This window comes from Methylosinus sp. R-45379 (assembly GCF_001644125.1).
GTDB lineage: Bacteria > Pseudomonadota > Alphaproteobacteria > Rhizobiales > Beijerinckiaceae > Methylosinus.
Window position 1 is genome coordinate 76334 of sequence record NZ_LUUM01000274.1, and the last position, 19825, is coordinate 96158.

Annotated in this window: 18 protein-coding genes; 10 read left to right on the forward strand and 8 right to left on the reverse strand. The window is 65.7% G+C overall.

Features of this window, described 5'->3' with window-relative positions:
- Positions 1-3 precede the first annotated feature (3 nt).
- Both A1351_RS17625 and mgtA read right to left on the reverse strand, forming a co-directional pair.
- Positions 4-1548 carry an AAA family ATPase gene (locus tag A1351_RS17625; protein WP_024880944.1) on the reverse strand — a complete coding sequence of 515 codons (1545 nt, stop codon included), beginning with the start codon at positions 1546-1548 and terminating at the stop codon, positions 4-6.
- 235 nt (positions 1549-1783) lie between these two features.
- Complete coding sequence (mgtA, locus tag A1351_RS17630; protein ID WP_245275805.1) at positions 1784-4393, reverse strand: magnesium-translocating P-type ATPase; 2610 nt, start codon at positions 4391-4393, stop codon at positions 1784-1786.
- A 203-nt stretch (positions 4394-4596) separates the two neighbouring features.
- Here mgtA and A1351_RS17635 point away from each other — a divergent pair, with 203 nt between their 5' ends.
- Positions 4597-5868: an O-antigen ligase gene (locus tag A1351_RS17635; protein ID WP_245275806.1), complete on the forward strand. Its 1272-nt coding sequence runs from the start codon at positions 4597-4599 to the stop codon at positions 5866-5868.
- 67 nt (positions 5869-5935) lie between these two features.
- Here the strand turns inward: A1351_RS17635 and A1351_RS17640 are convergent, their stop codons facing one another.
- Together A1351_RS17640 and A1351_RS17645 are read right to left on the reverse strand one after the other, a co-directional pair.
- Positions 5936-7615, reverse strand: coding sequence for an outer membrane beta-barrel protein (locus tag A1351_RS17640; protein ID WP_064033600.1), 1680 nt, complete (start codon positions 7613-7615; stop codon positions 5936-5938).
- Positions 7616-7718: 103 nt separating this feature from the next.
- Complete coding sequence (locus A1351_RS17645) at positions 7719-7979, reverse strand: DUF2312 domain-containing protein (RefSeq protein ID WP_024880948.1); 261 nt, start codon at positions 7977-7979, stop codon at positions 7719-7721.
- A 261-nt stretch (positions 7980-8240) separates the two neighbouring features.
- Here A1351_RS17645 and A1351_RS17650 point away from each other — a divergent pair, with 261 nt between their 5' ends.
- The 3 genes from A1351_RS17650 to A1351_RS17660 all read left to right on the forward strand — a co-directional run bounded on the left by A1351_RS17650 (position 8241) and on the right by A1351_RS17660 (position 10112).
- Complete coding sequence (locus tag A1351_RS17650) at positions 8241-8702, forward strand: RDD family protein (protein ID WP_024880949.1); 462 nt, start codon at positions 8241-8243, stop codon at positions 8700-8702.
- A 143-nt stretch (positions 8703-8845) separates the two neighbouring features.
- On the forward strand, positions 8846-9577 hold the full coding sequence (locus A1351_RS17655; RefSeq protein ID WP_024880950.1) for an arginyltransferase: 732 nt from the start codon (positions 8846-8848) through the stop codon (positions 9575-9577).
- Between the two features lie 142 nt (positions 9578-9719).
- Positions 9720-10112, forward strand: a complete 393-nt coding sequence (locus A1351_RS17660) for a hypothetical protein (protein WP_024880951.1) — start codon at positions 9720-9722, stop codon at positions 10110-10112.
- A 146-nt stretch (positions 10113-10258) separates the two neighbouring features.
- Here the strand turns inward: A1351_RS17660 and A1351_RS17665 are convergent, their stop codons facing one another.
- Positions 10259-10639: an AprI/Inh family metalloprotease inhibitor gene (locus A1351_RS17665; RefSeq protein ID WP_024880952.1), complete on the reverse strand. Its 381-nt coding sequence runs from the start codon at positions 10637-10639 to the stop codon at positions 10259-10261.
- Between the two features lie 435 nt (positions 10640-11074).
- On the opposite strand from A1351_RS17665, the gene hemN reads away from it, so the two are divergent.
- The 3 genes from hemN (at position 11075) to A1351_RS17680 (ending at position 13979) form a co-directional block, all read left to right on the forward strand.
- A complete protein-coding gene (gene hemN / locus A1351_RS17670) occupies positions 11075-12421 on the forward strand; it encodes an oxygen-independent coproporphyrinogen III oxidase (RefSeq protein WP_024880953.1) in 1347 nt (448 codons plus the stop codon).
- A gap of 282 nt (positions 12422-12703) precedes the next feature.
- Positions 12704-13444 (forward strand): ATP-binding protein, encoded by a 741-nt coding sequence (locus tag A1351_RS17675; RefSeq protein WP_024880954.1) that lies wholly within the window; start codon positions 12704-12706, stop codon positions 13442-13444.
- Between the two features lie 43 nt (positions 13445-13487).
- A complete protein-coding gene (locus tag A1351_RS17680; protein WP_024880955.1) occupies positions 13488-13979 on the forward strand; it encodes a polymer-forming cytoskeletal protein in 492 nt (163 codons plus the stop codon).
- 33 nt (positions 13980-14012) lie between these two features.
- On the opposite strand, the gene A1351_RS17685 is transcribed toward A1351_RS17680, so the two are convergent.
- From A1351_RS17685 to A1351_RS17695, 3 genes are all read right to left on the reverse strand, one after another.
- Positions 14013-15521, reverse strand: coding sequence for an acyl-CoA synthetase (locus A1351_RS17685; protein ID WP_024880956.1), 1509 nt, complete (start codon positions 15519-15521; stop codon positions 14013-14015).
- 110 nt (positions 15522-15631) lie between these two features.
- Positions 15632-16573, reverse strand: a complete 942-nt coding sequence (locus A1351_RS17690) for a ribose-phosphate pyrophosphokinase (RefSeq protein WP_083967402.1) — start codon at positions 16571-16573, stop codon at positions 15632-15634.
- A 91-nt stretch (positions 16574-16664) separates the two neighbouring features.
- Positions 16665-16877, reverse strand: a complete 213-nt coding sequence (locus tag A1351_RS17695) for a hypothetical protein (protein WP_024880958.1) — start codon at positions 16875-16877, stop codon at positions 16665-16667.
- Positions 16878-17011: 134 nt separating this feature from the next.
- Between A1351_RS17695 and A1351_RS17700 the strand changes: the two genes are divergently transcribed.
- The 3 genes from A1351_RS17700 to A1351_RS17710 all read left to right on the forward strand — a co-directional run bounded on the left by A1351_RS17700 (position 17012) and on the right by A1351_RS17710 (position 19825).
- Positions 17012-17725: a GNAT family N-acetyltransferase gene (locus A1351_RS17700; RefSeq protein ID WP_024880959.1), complete on the forward strand. Its 714-nt coding sequence runs from the start codon at positions 17012-17014 to the stop codon at positions 17723-17725.
- 139 nt (positions 17726-17864) lie between these two features.
- On the forward strand, positions 17865-19085 hold the full coding sequence (mnmA, locus tag A1351_RS17705) for a tRNA 2-thiouridine(34) synthase MnmA (protein ID WP_024880960.1): 1221 nt from the start codon (positions 17865-17867) through the stop codon (positions 19083-19085).
- Positions 19085-19825 (forward strand): class I SAM-dependent methyltransferase, encoded by a 741-nt coding sequence (locus tag A1351_RS17710; protein WP_024880961.1) that lies wholly within the window; start codon positions 19085-19087, stop codon positions 19823-19825. The genes mnmA and A1351_RS17710 overlap by 1 nt, the downstream gene beginning before the upstream one ends.

The window sequence follows — 19825 nt, forward strand, 5'->3', positions numbered from 1 at the left end:
GGCCTACTCCTTCTCCTGCAAAGCGGGAGAGGGCTGCAGAGAGGGCTGTCGCGCGGCGATCTCCTGCGCGATCACACCCACCTCGTGCGTAGCATCGACTCGCGTCCATCGCATCTCGCCGAGATCATAATTGCGCTGCCGCGCCGCTATCTCCTGCGTCGCATCCGACACATCGCCCTGCCGCGCGCCGACGCGGGACACGCGAAGCGGCCCATCCGCCTCGAGCCAAAAGCCCGCGAAAGGAACGCCCACGCGCTTCGCCGCCTCCTCCAGCGCATCGCGCTCGCTCTCGCGCGCATAAACGGCGTCGACGATGACGCACCAGCCGAAAGAGGCGACGCGCGACGCCTCATTCTGCATCGCCTCATAGACCCGCGCGGAAACGGCCGCCGTATAGGCCTCCTGCGGCAGCGGCGATGTAGGCGCAACGCCGAACAGCTTTTTGCGCAATCGATCGCTGTTGAGCGTTCGCGCGCCGGGCGCGGCGCCGACGAGCGGAGCCAAAGCCGCCGCGACGCTGGACTTGCCGGAGCCGCTGAGCCCGCCGATCGCGACGATGCGCGGCGTCGCGGGCCGCAGAAGCGCGCGCGAGAGATCGAAATAATCGCGCGTCTCCTCGTTCAGGGCAGCATGATCTGCGTCGGCGTCGAGCGCGCGCGCGGCGGCGACATCGGCGCGGATCGCAGCGCGCAGAGCCATGAAAAAGGGCAGCAGCGGTAGCCCCTCCACCTCGTCGCAATTATCCAGATAGCGATTGAGCGCGAAAGCGGCGAGCGCATCCAGTCCCCGCCGGCGCAGATCCATCAGCAGAAAAGCGAGGTCGTAGAGAACATCGATCGTCGCAAGATCGTCGGAGAATTCGATGCAATCGAATGGCGTCGGCTCGCCGTCGACGAGGCAGATGTTGCGCAGGGTGAGATCGCCATGGCAACGCCGCACCTTGCCGGCGTCGCGCCGACGATCGAGCAGCGCGCCATGCGTCTGCGCCACAGCGCGCAGCTCATCGGCGAGCGCACGGCGCTCCTGCGCCGAGACAACGGGCGATTTGGCGAGCGAGCTCGCATCGCCGAGATCGAGCAGCGAGGCCATGACCAAAGCGCCGCCGCGCCCTTCGATCACTTCCGCGCCATCGTGAAATTGCGCTATGCGCGCGGCGAGACGCTCGACGAGCGGCGCAGAGAGACGGCTGGCGACGGCGAGATTATCGAGGAGATTTTCTTCCTCGAAGCGCCGCATCTCGACGACGGCGTCGATGAGCGCGCCATCGCCGTCGAAACACAGCGCGCCATCGCCCCCGCGCGTGATGCGGCGCACGGCGAGATAGAGCTGCGGCGCCGTGCGGCGGTTGAGCGCGTATTCGCGCTCGCACATCGCCGAGCGAATCTGCGGCGTATGAAAATCGAGATAGGGGAAGACGACGTCGCGCTTGAGCTTATAGACGCGCTCCTTCGTCAGCACGACGATCGAGATGTGCGTTACGATCGTCCGCGCGTCCTCGCCCTGCGCCATGAGAAAGCGGACGGTCTCTTCCTGCGCGCCGAATGTCATGATCCGAGGGCTCCCGAAATCTCGCAGAACGCGCGCCCCTTCTCCCACTTGTGGGAGAAGGTGGCCCTCGCGTCAGCGAGGGTCGGATGAGGGCTCACGACCGCATTCGGATTACTCGTCATTTTCGCTGTCATTCGCAGCGAGCCCTCATCCGACCCGACTACGTCGGGCCGCCTTCTCCCGCGAGCGGGAGAAGGAGTCGCGCACCGAGATTTCGCAAATGACTTCGCGCTCATCACATTCCCCATTTCTTCACGAACCAGCTCTTCACCAAATGCGCCAGCACCGAATAGCAGATCAGGAATGAGAAAATCGCCGGCCAATAGAGCGGCGGCAGCGGCGTGAAGCCGAAGACGCCGGCGATCGGCGAAAAGGGAAGCGCCGCGCCGATGAGGCAGACGACGAGCGTCGTCAGCAGCAGCGCATTGCTCGCGCGGCTCTCGATGAAGGGAATCCGCGCTGTGCGGATGATGTGGATGATGAGCGTCTGCGTCAGCAGCGATTCGACGAACCAGCCGCTCTGGAACAGCGCCGGATCGGCCAAGGCGCCGAAGCCGTAGATCATCAGCGCGAAAGTCGCATAATCGAAGATCGAGCTGATCGGCCCGACGCAGAGCACGAATTTGGCGATATTGTCTATGTCCCAGCGGCGCGGCCGCTCGAGATATTCGGCGTCGACATTATCGGTCGGGATCGCCGTCTGCGAAAAATCATAGAGCAGATTATTGGTGAGCACCTGAATCGGCGTCATCGGCAAAAAGGGCAGGAACACGCTCGCGCCGAGCACGCTGAACATATTGCCGAAGTTCGAGCTCGCGCCCATCTTGATATATTTGTTGATGTTGGCGAACACTTTGCGGCCCTCGAGCACGCCATCGCCGAGCACGGCGAGGCTCTTCTCGAGCAAAATGATATCGGCCGTCTCCTTGGCGACGTCGACCGCCGTGTCGACGGAAATGCCGACATCGGCCGCCTTCAGCGCCGGCCCGTCATTGATGCCGTCGCCGAGATAGCCGACGACATGGCCCTTGCGATGCAACGCATCAATGACCCGCGCCTTTTGCGGCGGCGACAGCTTGGCTAAAACGCTTGCCTCCGCCGCCAGCGTCGACAAGTCTTCATCACTCATCGACTCTATCTCGGACCCGAGCGCGATGCGTCCGACCTCGAGCCCCACATCCTTGCAGATCTTGCGCGTCACAATGTCATTATCGCCGGTCAAGATCTTCACCGCGACGCCGGCTTTGGCGAGCGCCGCTATGGCCGGCGCCGCGCTCTCCTTGGGCGGATCGAGAAAAGCGATATAGCCGAGCAACGTCAGCGCGGTCTCGTCGGCGACCGAAAAGCTCGTCTGCTCCGGCGGCAGCTCCTTATAGGCGACGGCGACGACGCGGAAACCGTCGGCGTTCAGCTCCTCCGTCTCGCGCTGCGCCGCCTCGAGATGCGACGGATCGAGCGCGCCGCAGTCTTTCTCCGTCTCATAGCGCGCCGAAATGGCGAACAGCTCCTCCACCGCGCCTTTGCAGATGAGCAAATGCGGTCCGTCATCGCGGCGCACGACGACGGAAAGGCGGCGCCGCTCGAAATCGAAGGGAATTTCGTCGATCTTCTCGAATTGATGATCGGGTCGCAGCGCGGTCGCCAATTCGTGATGGTCGAGCACGGCGCGATCGAGCAAATTCTTCAAGCCCGATTGAAAATGGCTGTTGAGAAAGGCGAATTCGAGAACGCGATCCGACTCCTCGCCGAATATGTCGAGATGTCGCTTCAATATGATGCGGTCCTGCGTCAGCGTTCCGGTCTTGTCGGTGCAGAGCACATCCATCGCGCCGAAATTCTGGATGGAGTTGAGCCGCTTCACGATCACTTTCTTGCTGGCAATGGCGATCGCGCCCTTGGCGAGATTGACCGTCACGATCATCGGCAGCATTTCGGGCGTGAGGCCCACGGCGACGGAGACGGCGAAGAGCAGCGCCTCCAGCCAGTCGCCCTTGGTGACGCCATTGATGACGAACACCGCCGGCGCCATCACCGCCATGAAGAAGACCATCAGCAGAGTGAAGCGCGTCAGCCCCTTGTCGAAGCTCGTCTCGACGCGCGCGCCGGCCATTTTGTCGGCGAGCGCGCCGAGGCATGTGCGCCGTCCCGTCTCGATGACGATTGCCGTCGCATAGCCGCTGACAACATTCGCGCCCATCAGCGCGAGATTTTGCGCGGCGAAAGGATCGCTCGCCGGCGCGGCATGCGCGAATTTCTCCACCGGCATGGATTCGCCGGTCAGCGCCGATTGATTGACGAAAAGGTCCTTGGCCTCCAGCAGGCGCAGATCGGCGGGAATCATGTCGCCGGCGGAGAGGCGCACGATGTCGCCGGGCGCGAGCCGTTCGATCGGCTCCTCGACGAAATTATCCGCCGTATGCGCGCCCGGCCTTCGCACGGAAGCATGCGTGCGCACCATCGCCTGCAAGCGCGCGGCGGCCTCGTTGGAGCGATGCTCCTGGAAGAAGGCGAGGCCGACGCTCAGCACCACCATTGCGGCGATGACGACCGAAGCGCGCAGATCGCCGAGCGCGTAAGAGGCGACGGCGAGGGCGAGCAGCAGCGCGTTGAGCGGATTCTTCGCCCTGCCGGCGATCTCGCGCATCACGCTCGGGCGCCGCTCATGCGCGATGCGGTTGAGCCCGACGCGCCGCAGCCGATGCGCCGCCTCGCGCACGTTCAACCCCGCGCGCGAGCTGTGCAGGGAAACGAGAACCGCCTCGCCCTCGGCCTCCGCGGCGCGTAGCAGCGCGCCGTCGAGCTGCTTCTCATGCAGGAGGCGCGTCGCCGAAAATCGCTGGTTCATCTCTTGCAAATTCCCGATTCGGGCGGGGAGCGGAAGAAGCGAAGCTGTTTCATCGCGGGCCGGCAAGGGCGCATGATGTCGCTTCGCTATCAAGTTCAGGTCACGCTTTCTTAACCATGACGAGGCTAGCAAATTCACAAGGCGCCGTCCTCACCTCGCGCGCGTCGCGCCCCAAGGCGCGCGACATCCTGGATCGTTCCGATATGGGACAAGCGATGACCGAGGCCGCGGCGGCCGCGCCACAGCCTCGCTGGACTCTGAACTATCCGCGGCTGCTCAACGCGCTGTTCTGGATCACCGCCTTTTCCGGCTCGGTGGTGTTCATCGAGCCCTCGCCCTATGACGGGCTCATTCTGCTGACGCTCATCGTCTGGGTGCTGGGCGGCGTGCGCGTTCATCGCGCCGTTCTGCCGGGCGTCGCCCTGCTCGTGCTATGGGCGCTCGGCGGCTACATCTCGCTCATTCCCTATTGGAACGAGCCCGATCCCGTCGAGTTCATGACGCATACGCTGTTCATCTCGACGACCGGCGTCTTCTATATGCTGTTCTTCTCGGAGAACACGTCGAAGCGCTTCGATCTCTGCATGAGCGGCTATGCGGCGAGCTGCATGCTCGCGGCCGTCATCGCTGTCGGCTCCTGGGCCGGCCTGTTCGGCAATCCGTTGACGATGACGCTCGACGGCCGCGCCATGGCGCCCTTCAAGGATCCCAACGTGCTCGGCTCCTATATGGTGCCGGGCGTGCTCTATTTCGTGCAGCGCCTGCTGCTCGGCCGCTGGGCCTATTGGCCGGTGACGCTCGCCGGCCTTGCGCTCTCGGGCGCGGCGCTGTTCACCTCCTTCTCGCGCGGCTCCTGGGGCGCGGCGGTGGTGTCCATCGCGCTGATGACGATCATGTCGGTGATGACCGCCGATTCGCGCAAGATGCGCATGCGCATCGGCTTCATGGCGCTCGCCGTCGTCGGCGTGGTCGTGGTGGGCGTCGGCGCGGCGCTCACCGAGCCCTCGGTGCGCGAGTTCTTCTTCAAGCGCGCCTCGGCGACGCAGGATTATGACGAAGGCCCGACGGGCCGCTTCGGCAATCAGAAACGCTCGCTGCCCATGCTGGTAGAGCGGCCCAACGGCATGGGGCCGCTGCGCTTTCGCCTCATCTTCGGGCTGGAGCCGCACAATAGCTACATCAACGCTTTCGCCTCCAATGGCTGGCTCGGCGGCTTCGCCTTTCTCGGCCTCGTGCTGACGACGACCTTCGTCGGCTTCCGCCTGTCGCTGACGCGCTCGCCCTATCTGCGGCACGGGCAGCTCATCTGGTCGGCGATGTTCGTGTTCTTTCTGCAGGCGCTGCAGATCGACATCGACCATTGGCGCTATTTCTTCATCTATCTCGGCGCCGTCTGGGGCCTCGAGGTCGGCCGCGTGAAATGGGCCGAGCAAGAGCGCCGCGAGAGCGTTATCCGATCCAATCGGATCGGATAACGCTCTCATTTCTCTATTGGGAGCGAATTCTGATCGATCGAACGATTCCGTTCGATCGGAAAGCGCTCTACGGCTCGAAGCGAAGCCCGCCCATGATGACATTGGCGGTGAAATTGGAATTGGCTGTCGAGCTGACGAGGCGCTGCCAGAAATAGCTGCCTTTGATAGAGATGGAGCGGGTGAGCTTGTATTCGAGCTTCACGCCCGCCGTGCCGACCTGCTCGAACGTATCCGCGCCCTGGTAATTATTGGTCTGATAGCTGCCGGTCGTGGTGATGGTGAAATTGCGGAACATCGCATGCGTCACATCGAAGGTGACATTGCGCGAGAGCACGCCCGCCGCCCCTTGCAGCGTCGTCTCGGAGAGCGTCGTTCCGGCGCGCAGCGTGATCGTGGTGAGCGGCGTCGCCGTATAGATGATGGCGGCGTCGATGATCGGCCCGCGCAAGCGCGGCAGGCGCGGATCGGCATAGTCGCGCTGCGCATAGCCGCCCGAGGCCTCGCCGGTGACGAGATCGGTGATCTTGAACGTGCTGCCGGCGCGGCCGGAGACGCCGGTGCTGTCGCGCGCATAGCCATAAGGGTCGAGCCAGCTGTCATGGACGCGCTTGTCGAGCGTCGCCTCGACATAGGGCTTCATCGACGGGGTGAGCTCATAGGAGATGCGCGGATTGATGCCCGGATCATTATAGCTCGTGCTCATCAGATTGAGCGTCGAGCCGTCATTGTAATAGGCGTTCTGGAATATCCAGCGGTCGAAGGTTCCGCGCATCGTCACATCCAGCCGGCCGAAGCTCTGCGTCACGCCGGCCGCCGTGCCCAGCGAGACGATGAGCGGCCGATTGACGACCGTGACATTGGGCAGGCTGGTGACGAGGCCCGGCGCGCCCGGGCGCTGCGAATCGAGCGTGAACTTGCCCTCGAATTTCACCTTGGTGTCGCGCGCGACGTCCCAACGATAGAAGGCATCGCCGACGCCATCGGGCCGATCGGCGTTGTCGACGCTGAAATAATCCACATAGCCGAGCCGCAGATTCCCCTGAATCTCGTCGCGGCTCCATTCCGAGCGCAAGCGCAGGCCGGCGTCGACGCGGAAAAATTTCGAGCCCTGGTAGCCGGAGGTCAGGCGATTCGGGTTGGTGTCATAGCCATAGGTCGGCTCGGCATAGGGGTAGAGGCGCAGCGAGCCGACGCCGAGGCCGAGCGGCGCATAAGGATTGGCGTCGATGCGCAGCTTCGGCTTCGCCGGAATCTGCGCCGGAAGCGCGACATTGGGCGGCGGCGGCCGCTCGGCCGGCAGGTCCAGCGCGCCGCGGAAGCCGCGCATGCGCAGCTTGGCCTGGCGCTTGATCTTGGCCTTGGCCTGGACCGAGGTCTTATAGGCCTCGAGCGGCGGCAGCGGATGCGCCGGGGAGAGCGGCGGCGGCTTCAAGGGGGCCGGCGGCGGATTGGGCCTGGGCAGGCGGGCGCGCACGCGCGGCAGACCGTAGTTCGGCGCGCCGGAGGAGAGTTCCGGCGCGGCCCGGCGCTCCTGCGTCATCGGCTGTGAGACCGAGGGCGGCGCGGCGCCCAGCCCCGGAATGGAGGGGACCGTCGGCAGATCGCGCAGCGGGGTGATATCGAGCGAGGAGGGCGAGAGCGTCTGGCCGGCGGCCGGACGCGACGGGGCCACCGCCGCCGGCGCAGCCAGCGACAGGGCGATCAGCGTCGTTGCCGCGGCGCGGCTCTGAAACTTGGCGGAAGCCACTCGTTCCCTCGCGCGGACGCCCGGTCGAAGCGGGCGCGATGGAAACGAGCGTTAAGGAGTTATGGTTAACGGAGGCTTACCAGCGAAGCTCGAGACTGAGGGCTCAATCGCCCAGCGCGGCCATATAGAGTTCGAGAATCTCTTCCTCTTCCGCCCGCTTATGCTTGTCCTGGCGGCGCAGCGAGACGATCTTGCGCATGATTTTGGGATCGAAGCCGGTGCTTTTGGCCTCGCCATAGACGTCCTTGATATCGTCGGAGATGGCGCGCTTCTCCTCCTCGAGCCGCTCTATGCGCTCGATGAAGGAGCGCAAATGCCCCCCATTCACTTCGCCGGTCGGATCGATCCCGGCGCTGGCCTCCATCTCTCGGGCGGCGACCCTGTTGCTGGCCATGATCTTCTCCTAAAGGGCTCGGGGGAACTTCGGCGCTCTGGGGGGGGAGCCGCGCGGCGTCCAATCCAGGCGTCCATGTCCAGGACGAAGGCGAGGCATGCCAAGCCGCAGACCTCGCCGTCAAGCGCGCTCGGAAATAATCCCCGCTTTCCTCCCGTCCGAGCTTGACGCCCGCCCCCTCGTCCCCGACATCAAGCCCGCAAAACCCGCAGAAGGGGAGAGGATACGCAAATGTACGACGCCGGCGGCGACGGCCGCCTCTATCCGGTCTCGCCGGGCCTGCCGCCGCGGGAGGCGCTCGCCGGCGTGCGCACGCGCCGCATTCTCGCCCTCTGCCTCGATTTTTTTGTCGTGGCGCTGCTGTCGGCGGGTCTGTGGCTCGGATTGCTGGTGCTGAGCTTCGGCCTCTCGGCCTTTCTGCTGCCGCCGCTGTTTCCGGTGGTCGCCTTCTTCTACAACGGCCTCACCGTCTCCGGCTGGCGGCGGGCGACGCCGGGAATGCGCGCCATGGACCTCGAGGTGCGGCTCGCCGATGGCGCTCCGGCGCCCTTCCTCAACGCGGCCGTCCAGGGCGTGCTCTTTTATGTGAGCTGGCTGTTCCCGCCGCTGCTGCTCGTCACCTTCATCACCTCGGACAAGCGTTGCCTGCACGACATTCTGGCCGATGTCATCGTCTTGCGGCGGGCGGATTGAGGCCGGGACGCGAAAAATTCTTGGCGCGCCGCGGGCAAAAATTCTTGGCGCGCCGCGGGCGTCGATTCTAATATCGCGGTCTGTCCGCGCTGGAAGGCGTCGGAGCGTGCGGTATATCGAATTCGGCGACAGGACCAGACAGCGTGACGAGAGAGCCCCGCGACGCGCCGCAATTCTATCTCACCTCGCCGGCGCCGTGCCCCTATCTCCCGGGGCGCGACGAGCGCAAGGTGTTTACCCATTTGATCGGCCGGCGCGCGCCGGCGCTCAACGACACTTTGACGCAATCGGGCTTCCGCCGCTCGCAGACCATCGCCTATCGGCCGGCCTGCGAGACCTGCCGATCCTGTGTCTCGGTGCGCGTGAAGGTCGAAGAGTTCCAGCAATCCAAAGGTTTGCGCCGGGTGGCGCGGCGCAACGCGGATCTCTTCGCCGAGGCCCGCCGCCCCCATGCGGCGAGCGAGCAATATGCGCTGTTCCGCGCCTATGTGGGCGCGCGGCACAATGACGGCGGCATGGCCGATATGAGCATGGTCGACTATCAGATGATGGTCGAGGACAGCCACGTCGAGACGCGGCTGATCGAATATCGCATGCCGGCCGAGAATGGCGGACCGGGCCGGCTGGTCGCCTGCTGCCTCACCGATTATCTCGCCGACGGCCTGTCGATGGTCTATTCCTTCTACGATCCTTCGATGGACGAGCGCTCGCTCGGCGCCTTCATGATTCTCGACCATGTGGAGCGGGTGCGCCGCGCCGCGCTGCCGCATCTCTATCTCGGCTATTGGGTCGATGGTTCCCGCAAAATGGCCTATAAGGCCCGCTTCCTGCCGCAGGAGCGGCTGGGCATGGACGGCTGGAAGCGCGTCGACTGATTCGTTTTCTCGACGCTTTCCTGAAGGCCAGATGAACGAAGCGGCCATACGCCGTTCAGCTTCGCCGCATTAACCTTTGCTTCGTCATCAGGAATTTCCGGCCGGCGCTCGGCGCGGCCGAATGAAGCGAAGGAGAGCGTCCATGGGCGCGAGGATCACAAAAATCGCCGCACTCGCGGTCGCCGGCGTCGTTGCTGCGACGACCATCGGCGCCGCCACTCCGGCTCTCGCCGACGGCTGGGGCCATCACGGCGGTTGGGGCCACGGCGGAGGCTGGGGCCATGGCGGCGGCTGGGGCCGTCCCGGATACGCCGGCTATGGCTGGCGCGGCGGCCATCGCGGCTACGGCTGGGGCGCTCCGGTCGCAGCCGGCGTGCTCGGCGCTCTGGCGGTCGGCGCGATCGCGGGCGCCGCCTCGCAGCCCTATTACGGCTACAGCGGCTATGGCTATGGCGGCTGCTATCCGGCCAATCAGCCCGTCCTCGACGACTGGGGCAATGTCGTCGCCTATCGCCGCGTGCAAGTCTGCAACTGACGCGATCGAATAGAGATTCGGCGAATTAACAGAATTCGGCGCCCGGTCAGCCAGGGGCGCCGATGCCCGCCGCCGCCTCCCCGCCCCCTCTCGCGCGACGGCGAGTATAGGCCTCCCGGACTCCCCTCCGGGGGGCCTTTTTTTCGTCAGAGCCGGCGCAGCGACAGCGCCTTGCCTTCCTTGGCGTCGCGTCGCCAGAGCCCATCAGCCTCGAGGTCGAAATGCGCCTTATGGCCCTTGCGGGCGGTGAGCGCGAGGCGGCCGCGCTCCATGGACCAGCCCACCGGATCGAAGATGACCACGCCTTGGTCGCGGCAGGCCGGCGCCAGCTGGGCGCGGAAGCCGCCCGGCCCATGGGCGCGATCGTCGAGCGTCAGCATGCAGCCCGTGTCCTTGTCGCCGGCGCGAAGGATCGCATAGCGGCCGGCGACGCTGGGCGGCGCCGCTAGGGCGGGCGCGGCCTCTATGGCGACGAACGTCAGGCCGACGAAGGCGAGAAGCTTCGCAGAACGATAAAAAAGCGACATTGAAGGCTCCAAGGAGCATTGAGAATCGAGGAAGAATATTGCCCTGCGCACGCCTCTCGACCAAGCCTCGAGGCAAAAAAAACGCACGGCGTCGTCGGAACCAGCGCGTTTTATTAAAACGCCTCCCCACTTTCTTCCGCCTCTGCTCCGCGCCGCAGCCCGCGCGCCGGTCGCGAGGCGGAGCGCGCCGAAGCGCCAGCGGTCGATCTGTCGAGGATTTTCATGCGCAGTCCCTAAAGCTCCGCCACATCCGATATTTGCAAAAGGCGCGTTAACGAATTGCTCTATCTCGGCCATTGACCCGGCCGTCGCGGCGCGACAATCGGGCCGCTCCGCCGCCCGACGGTCTTGCGCTTTTGCGCCTCGCGCCCCAAAGGACTAATCTCGAGCAAAAGGCCGGGGTTCGCGGCCTTCCTCCACACTGGAGCCGGCAAGATGACCAGCGCCTCTCTCGCTCTCGCCGAACGTTCGGCGCCGCGTTACACGAGCTATCCCACCGCCCCGCATTTCTCGGCGGACATCGGGCCGGATCAGGCTGCGCGCTGGCTCGCCGAACTCTCGCCTTCGACCAATCTGTCGCTCTATCTGCATGTGCCCTTCTGCCCGGCGATCTGCACCTATTGCGGCTGCCATACCAAGGCGCTGCGTCAGGACGCGCCGCTCACCTCCTATAAGGAGACGCTGCTGCGCGAGATCGAGCTGGTCGCGGCCTCGACGCCGGCGCGCCATGTGCGCTCGATCCATTGGGGCGGCGGCACGCCGAGCATGCTCGGTCCCTCGCGCTTTCGCGAGGTGGCGCATGTGCTCGGCGAGCAGTTCGACATCGCCCGCGACGTCGAGCATGCGATCGAGCTCGATCCACGTCTCGTGGACGCCGCGCTCGCCGACGCGCTGGTCGCGTCGGGCGTCAATCGCGTCTCGCTCGGCGTGCAGGATTTCAACAGCCATGTGCAGAAAGCCGCCGGCCGCGAGCAGCCCTATGAGGTGGTGGAGCGCTGCGTCGCGCTGCTGCGCGCCGCCGGCCTCGAGGCGATCAATTTCGATCTGATGTACGGCCTGCCGGAGCAGAGCGTCGACGATGTGATCCGCACCGCCAAGCTCGCCGTGGGCCTCTCGCCGAGCCGCCTCGCCGTTTTCGGCTATGCGCATGTGCCTTGGTTCGCCGTGCATCAAAAGCTGATCGATCAGGCCGCGCTCGCCGGCGCCAACGAGCGCCTCGCGCAGGCGGAGGCGGTGCGCGCGACGCTGGAGGCCGAAGGCTTCGAGACCATCGGCCTCGATCATTTCGCGCGGCCGCAGGACACGATGGCGCAGGCCGCGCGCGAAGGCCGATTGCACCGCAATTTCCAAGGCTACACGACCGACGCGGCCGATGCGCTCATCGGCCTCGGCGTGTCCTCCATCGGCCGGCTGCCGCAGGGCTATGTGGGCAATATCGGCGACACCGGCAATTGGCGCCGCTCCGTCGAGGCGGAGCGCCTGCCCATCTCGCGCGGTCTCGCCTTCACCGCGGAAGACAAAGCGCGCGGCGCCGTGATCGAACGACTGATGTGTGATTTCTCAGTGGATTTCGGCGCGGTCGCCGCGGCGCATGATTTTCGCGAGGACGCTTTCGACGACGCAGTGCCGCGCCTTTCGACGCTAATCGACGAAGGCCTCGTCGCGCTCGATGGTCGCCGCCTCACCATCGCGCCGCGCGGTCGTCCTTTCGCGCGTCTCGCCGCCGCCGCCTTCGACGCCTATCTCGAAGCGAAGGTCGCGCGGCACTCTGTCGCTGTGTAGGGCGCGCACCGATCGACCAACCAAAAAATGCCTCCACGCGATGCATGCGACGCATCGACTCGTCGCCATCGCGTGTGTTATTTCGGATATGTTTCTTATCCCCGGCTCAATTTCGTTCGGCCCTGGGCCGGCATTGACAAAGCGACCGTAACCTCGAATTGTCTCAATATGAAATAAGTACTATCGCCTAGGCGATTCTCACAGCTTTCGTCTCACAGCGTCGCGTGCCGTCACGAGTCCGCACAAGACGCGTAGCGTTTATCATTCCGAGGAATCAGCATAATGCTCGCATCGCCGCTCGTTCTGGTCGGAGCCGACAAGGGCGGAGTCGGCAAGACGACGGTGACGCGGCTGCTGATCGATTTCCTGCAGCTGGCGAACCGCGCGGTGCGAGTCTACGACACGCAATCGCCGACCGGCGCGCTGAAGCGCTTCTATCCCGATATCGCGCAGATCATCGACATTCGCGACGTGCGCCATCAGGCGCGTCTCGTCGAGAGCCTCACCGAGCACAGCGCCGTCACCATCGTCGACATAAAGGCGGGGCAGCTCACGCGCACGCTGCGCTTCATGGAGGATGTCGGCCTGCTCGACGCCGCGTCGCGCGGCGAGGCGCGTGTGATGGTGCTGCATCTCATCGGCGCCTCGGTCGCCTCGCTCTCCGAGCTCGAGGAGGTCGAACCCTTCAAGACCAAATGCGAGTATCGCATCGTCAAGAACTTCATCAACGCCTCCAACTTTTTTCAAGAGAACGCCCACTTCTCCGAACGCTATCTCGGCGAGAGCGATACGAGCCGCGAGATCATCGTGCCGCGTCTCGATCCGCTCGCCTATGAGGCGGTGGAGCTTACCGGGCTGCCATTTTCCTCTTTCGTGTTCGACGAGCCTGCGCGCAACGCCGAAAATCGTCCGCGCTCCTTCGTCCTGCGCGGCTATGTGCGCACATGGCTCGAACGTTCATGGACCAATTTCGAGGCCGCGGGGCTGCGCAGCTATGTCGCTCCCGTTTCCGAGAAAATCTAATTCCAAGAAGCCGGTAAACGGCGCAACAAAGGAGACCACCGTGATGAAAGACTTCCGACCTGAAGAAAAGAATGTCGTCTATATCGGAGAAGGCGTGACGCTGACGGGTTCCGTCAAAGCGCAGGACACGATCGTCGTCGACGGCGCCGTCGATGGCGAGATCTCTTGCAGCCAGCTGATCGTCGGCCCGTCGGGCGTCGTCAATGGCGCGATCTCCGTCTCCGACGCGGACATCTATGGCCGCATCGGCACGGATATCACCATCAAGCAGCTGCTGATCGTGCGCTCCACCGGCCGCGTCGAAGGCAAGTGGATCTATGGCGAGATCGAGGTCGAGAAGGGCGGCGTGCTGTTCGGCACGGCGGAATCGACCGAGATCCGTTCCGAGCGCAAGCCCGTGAACGCGAAGGAAGAAAAGGCCTCCTTCAAGAGCTTCGAGAAGCCCGCGCTGGTCGCCTCCAATGACGCCGACGCCGAAGCCGCGCCCGTCACCAGCATCTCGTCCCGCGCGCTGCGCGATCGCCGCAAGGCCTGACGTTCAGAGCCGCCAGGCTCGGGACTGAAAGGCTCAGGGCAGAGCTGCGCGCAAGAGCTTGCCATTGCGATTGCGCGGCAGCGCCTCCAGAAAAACGATCTGTCGCGGCCGCTTATAGGCCGCGAGATGATCCGCGCAATGGGCGAGGATATCCTCCTCGCCCAGCGTCGCGCCATCGCGCAAAATCACATAGGCTTTGATGATCGTCTGATCGTCGCGGCCCGGACGCTCCGCGACAGCGGCGTCGGCGACGAGCGGATGCGCCAGCAGGCATTTCTCCACTTCCGCCGGCGAGACGCGATAGCCGAGTGCGTTCATCACCTCATCCGCGCGGCCATGGTGCCACATATAGCCATCGGCGTCGAACTCGACGAGATCGCCGGAGACGAACCAGTCGCCGCGAAAGGCTTCCCTTTCTTCGTCCGGCCGGTTCCAATAACGCAACATCAGGCCCGGCTCGTCGCGGCGCACGGCGAGCACACCGGTCTCGCCGAGGCCGAGCGGCTCGGTCCCCTCCTCGCGCGGCAGAGCGGCGACGAAGCGCCCCGGCTGCGGGCGACCCGGCGAGCCCGGCCGCACCGGAACGCTCGGCGCGCTGGAAATGAAGGTCGAAATCTCGCTCATGCCGAAGGCCTCGTAGAGCTCGGTCTTGGCGCGCGCGCGCCATTCCTCTAGCAGGCTCGGCGACAGAGCGGCGCCGGCGGTGAGGCCATGCCGCAGGCTCGAGAGATCATGCGTCTCCAGCGCCGCATATTTGAGAATCTGGCGATAGACGCCAGGCACGGCGGCGAAGATGGTCGCGCGATGGCGCGCAATGAGCCGCGGCCAGACTTGCGGATCGGGGCGGCCATTGTAGAGCACCGCCGCGGCGCCATTGGCCAGCGGATCGACCACGCCGACGCCGAGCGTGTAGGTCCAATTCATCGCGCCGGCATGCAGCATCACATCGGCCGCAGAAAGGCCCTGCCAATGCGAATACATGGGCCGCCGCGCCCAGGCGGCGCGATGCGCATGCAGCACGCCCTTGGGCCGGCTCGTCGTGCCGGACGTGTAGACGAGATAGGCGGGATCGTCGGCCGCCGTGTCGGCGTATTCGTCCAGCGGCGCGTCTTTCGTCAGCCGCGCGAGATCCTCGCCGCGCAAGACGAAGACGCCGGCGCGCAAATGCGCCTCGCCCTCGAAATCGCGGCCGAGCACCAGCGCGGTCGCGCCGCAATCTTCCAGCAGGAAGGAGGCCTCCTCGAAAGTGAGCTGCGAGGAGGCGAGCAGCGCGACATAGCCGGCGGCGATGGCGGCAAAATAGGAGAGGACCGCGCCGGCCTCATTGCCCATGCGGATCATCACCCGCGCGCCGGGCGAAAGGCCGAGATCGCGAAAGCCGGCGGCGAGCGCGCGCACGTCGCGATCGAGCACGCCATAGGTCCAGCTCGTCTCGCTCTCGTCGCCGACGATGACGATCGCTGTCTTGTCGGGATGAACGCGCGCGTGATCGGCGATGCAATAGCGGGCGAGATTGAAGCGTGCGGGAACAGGCTCGATCATGTGCTCACAAACTCTCGACGCGGCGCGCGCTCTCTCGTCCACTCGCGGGAACAGACGGCCCTCGCGTCAGCGAGGGCTTTCGCTTTGATCGCGCCCTGCGGCGCGCGCCATCAATCGAACAGGCTCGACACGCTCTCCTCGCGCGCCGTGCGGGCGATGGCCTCGCCGATCAGAGGACCGATCGGGATGAAGCGGATGTTGCGCGCTCCCTGCACGGCGGGCGTCGCCGCGATCGTGTCGGTCAGCACCAGCTCTTTCAGCTTGGAGGCAGCGACGCGCTCGGCCGCCGCGCCGGACAGCACGCCATGGGTGATATAGGCGGAGACCGAGGTCGCGCCCTGCGCCAGCAGCGCCTCGGCGGCGTTGCACAGAGTGCCGCCCGAATCGACGATATCGTCGACGAGAATGCAATTGCGGCCGGAGACGTCGCCGATGATGTTCATCACCTCCGATTCGCCGGCGCGCTCGCGGCGCTTGTCGACGATGGCCAGCGGCGCGTCGATGCGCTTGGCGAGCGCGCGGGCGCGCACCACGCCGCCCGTATCCGGCGAGACCACCATCGCATTGGGCACTTTGGCGTGCGATTTGATATCCGCCACCATGACCGGCGCCGCGAAGAGATTGTCGGTCGGAATGTCGAAGAAGCCCTGAATCTGCCCGGCGTGGAGATCGACGGTCAGCACGCGGTCGGCGCCCGCGCGGGTGATGAGATTAGCCACGAGCTTGGCCGAGATCGGCGTGCGCGACGTGCCTTTGCGGTCTTGCCGCGCATAGCCGAAATAGGGAATGACCGCGGTGATGCGGCGCGCCGACGCGCGGCGCAGCGCGTCGATCATGATGAGCAGCTCCATCAGATGATCGTTCGAAGGCGCGGAGGTCGACTGGACGACGAAAGTGTCCTGCCCGCGCACATTCTCCTGAATCTCGACGAAGACCTCCATATCGGCGAAGCGCCGCACCTGCGCCCGACACAAAGGCACGCCGACATAGGCTGCGATCGTCTCGGCGAGCGCGCGATTAGAGTTGCCTGCGAGAATTTTCATCGCCGCCATCGAAACGCCTCGACCCTCACCAGTGACACGGCGGCCTCTTAGCAGCGATGCGGCCGTCGGACAATACGGCAGCAATATGACACTGCTCTCGTCACGCCTCGCCGCGGCGGCAGACGATCTTGAGATATTCCTCTCCCTCGCGCGGCGCGAGCGTCGTGCGGGCGATCGTCGCCTGCCCGAGGAGGCCGCATTGCGCCTGGCTCGCCACCCTCGGCCCCCGGACGACGTCTATCGCCGTCTCCGGGCGGCAGTCGCTCGGCGAGACCTGTAGCGAGCAGACGAGGATCATCACGGAATAGAGCATGCGCTTTCTCCCCCGCTGGAGGTCAAATCCTCGGGCCGGTCGAAACCTCTCTGACGACGAAGCTAGGGCATGTTCCATGCCACTGCGATGAGATAAAAGCGGCAGAGCCGCCTTCTTTCGACCCTGAGACAAAAATGTCACAACCGCAGCCTCCGGCCCCGCTCTCGGCGCCTTTCGTCGCTCCCACGCGAACGCGCCTCTCCGGCCGGCTCACCAATCTCGTCCCGCTCGCAGCGGCCCATGCCGACGATCTCTATGCGGCGACGCACGAGCAGCCCCGCGCCGAGGATCGCGAGGCGCTGTGGCGCTATCTCTTCATCGGCCCCTTCCCCGACCGCGCCGCCTTCCGCGCCGCCGTCGAGAAAATGGCGGCCGCGACCGATGCGGTCTGGTTCGCCGTGCTCGACGGCGACGGCCGCGCTGTCGGCTTCCAGTCCTATATGAACATCGAGCCGGCCAATCGCGCCGTCGAAGTGGGCGGCGTGCTCTATTCCCCGGCTCTGCAGCGCAGCGCCGGGGCGACCGAGGCGCAATATTTATTCGCCGCCCACGCCTTCGAGACGCTCGGCTGCCGCCGCTATGTCTGGAAATGCGACAACGCCAATGAGAAGTCCAAGGCGGCGGCGCTGCGGCTCGGCTTTTCGCCGGAGGGGCTCTTCCGCCAGCATATGATCGTCAAGGGCCGCAATCGCGACACCGCCTGGTTTTCCATGCTGGACAGCGAATGGCCGGCGCGCCGAGCCGCCTTCGAGGCATTCCTCGATCCCGGCAATTTCGACGCCTTCGGCCGCCAGAAAACGCCGCTTTCGGCCTTGAACGGGCAGGCCCGCGCGGCAGATAGGGACTGACGGCGGCAGGGCCGAGCCCGGCTCGGACGGATTGCCTCGCCGAACGGATGATGGTTTACAATGAATTGCGAGACGTTGGCGCGGATTTGAAGCTTCCGCCGGCGGTTCTCGCGCAACGCTCTTCGGACGGTCAAAGAAAATGACGACGGCCGGCGCCAGCCTACTCAACAGCCTCGATCTGCCCAAGCCGCCGGGCGAGACGCGGGTCGTCGTGGCCATGTCCGGCGGCGTCGACTCCAGCGTCGTCGCCGCTCTGCTGCGCGAGGAAGGCTATGACGTCGTGGGCGTCACGCTGCAACTCTACGACCATGGCGAGGCCACGCATCGCAAGGGCGCCTGCTGCGCCGGCCAGGACATCCAAGACGCCCGCCAGGTGGCGGCGCGGCTCGGCATTCCGCATTACGTGCTCGACTATGAGAGCCGCTTCCGCGAGACCGTCATCGACACTTTCGCGCAGAGCTACGCCAGCGGCGAGACGCCGGTTCCCTGCGTCGCCTGCAATCAATTCGTGAAATTCGTCGATCTCTTCGAGACCGCCAAGGATCTCGGCGCCGACGCTCTCGCCACCGGCCATTACATCGCCTCGCGCGAGGACGGCTTCGGCGGCCGCGCGCTCTATCGCGCCTTCGACGCCTCCCGCGATCAGAGCTATTTCCTCTTCGCCACGACGCGCGCGCAGCTCGACATGCTGCGCTTTCCGCTCGGCGAATACGCCAAATCCGAGGTGCGCGAGCTGGCCCGCCGTTTCGGTCTCGACATCGCCGAGAAGCCGGACAGCCAGGACATCTGCTTCGTCCCCAGCGGCCATTACACCGATCTCGTCGAGCGCCTGTCGCCCGGCGCCGCCGTGCCGGGCGACATCGTCCATGTGGACGGGCGCGTGCTCGGGCGCCATGCCGGGGTCATCCATTACACCATCGGCCAGCGGCGCGGCCTCGGCCTCGGCGCCGCCGTCTCCGGCCGCGCGGCCGAGCCGCTCTTCGTCGTGCGGCTCGACGCCGCCAAGGCGCAGGTCGTCGTCGGCCCGCGCGAGGCGCTGGAGACCCGCCGCGTCGCTTTGCGCGACGTGAATTGGATCGGCCCGGGCGATCTTTCCGATCTGCCGGCCGAGGGGCTGCCGATTTCCGCGCGCGTGCGCTCCACCCGTCCGCCGACGGCGGCGCTGCTGCGGCCGCTGCCGGGCGGCGGGGCGGAGGTCGTGTTCGAAACCGGCGAGTTCGGCGTCTCGCCGGGCCAGGCTTGCGTCTTCTATGAGCGCGACGACACGCGCGGCCGTGTGCTCGGCGGCGGCTTCATCGCGCACGCCGAAGTGGAGCCCCCCGCGCCAGAGCCGGCGCTCGAGCTCGATCGGAGTGCGTGATGAGCGATGCGCGTGGCGTTTCCGGCTTCAATTTCTTCGAGCACGGCCTCGATCGCCAGGCGATAGAGGCCGCCTACGCCCGCTGGGCGCCCGTCTATGATCTCGTCTTCTCCCATATGCTCGGCCCCGGCCGGCGCGCCGTGGCGACGATCGCCTCGCGCGCCGATGGGCGCATATTGGACGTCGGGGTCGGCACCGGCCTCGAGCTGCCCATGTTCCGCGACAAGGCGCGGGTCGTCGGCGTCGATCTCTCCGAGCCTATGCTGCAACGCGCCTCCGCCCGCGTCGCCCGCGAGGGACTGAAGAACATCGCCGGCCTCGCCCGCATGGACGCGAGCCGCCTCGCCTTCTGCGACGCCAGCTTCGCCTGCGTGGTGGCGCCCTATCTGCTGACCGTTGTACCCGACCCGGAGGAGACTCTGGACGAGCTCGCCCGCGTGCTGCGGCCGGGCGGCGAGATCGTGCTGGTCAATCATGTCAGCTCGCCGGATTGGCCGATGTCGGCGCTGGAGGAGTTCATCGGCGAGAGCTTTTCCGTCACTCTCGGCTGGCGCCCGCAATTCCCGTGGTCGATCATCGGAGACTGGATCGACTCCCGCACCGACATGCGCCTCACCGAGCGCCGCGTGCTGCCGCCCTTCGGCCTGTTCACGCTGACGCGCATCGAACGCCTCGCCCGCTGGGGCGAGCACTCGCGCCGGCCCTATGACGAGCATCGTCGGCCGTTCGAGCACGCGTGA